We start from the raw sequence: 729 nt of genomic DNA on the forward strand, positions 1-729 counted from the left end.
CTGCTCCAGGCCGGGGCCGCCTTCGCCCTGTGCCTCGCGGTGCTGCTGGCGGTCGGCTCGGCCGCGCGGCCCCGCACGCTGGATGTCTTCGACCAGCGCTTCTACGCCATGACGGCCTGGGACCTGGTGCATCACGGCGTCTATTCCGACGGCTTCTTCGACAAGGTGGACAGCAGCCGGGAGGTCCCGCCGCCCGGCATGTTCCTCGGCCCCGGCTATCCGCTGCTCCTCGCCGGAATGATGGAACTCGACCCCCGGCTGCGCGAGAACGCGGCCTGCCTCGTCCGCCACTGGTCCAGCGGCGACGTGGCGCAGAACTGCCCGCCTTATCGTGGCCTCACTCTGCCGGTGCAGATGGCGCTCTGTGCCGGCGCGCTGGCCTTCCTGTTCGCCGCCGCGCGGCGCCTGTCCGGCAGCACGGCCATCGCGGCGCTTGCCACCGGCATCGGCCTCGGCACGCTGGCGAGCTATGCCAAGCTCATCACCCTGGCCATGACCGAGAGCCTGGGCCTCTTCCTCTTCGCCGGCGCGGCGCTGCTGTTCCTCCGTCTGTTCCAGGATCGCGGCCCGCGCGGCCTCCCGGCCCTGCTGGCGGGCGCGGCCCTCGGCCTGCTGGTGCTGACGCGCCCCAGCCACATGGTGCTGATCCCCGTGGCGCTGCTGGCCGTCGCCGTCTTCGCCGCGCGCGGGCGGCTTTCCTGGCCGGCGCTGCCGCTCCTCGCGCTGGGC

At 73.3% G+C, this 729-nt stretch carries 1 protein-coding gene; it reads left to right on the top strand.

Annotation, left to right across the window (positions count from 1 at the left end):
- The coding region (locus ROTAS13_RS25405; protein ID WP_216348760.1) for a hypothetical protein at positions 1-729 on the top strand (729 nt) is incomplete at both ends.

This window comes from Roseomonas sp. TAS13, assembly GCF_001950415.1.
GTDB classification, from domain to species: Bacteria; Pseudomonadota; Alphaproteobacteria; order Acetobacterales; family Acetobacteraceae; genus Roseomonas; species Roseomonas mucosa.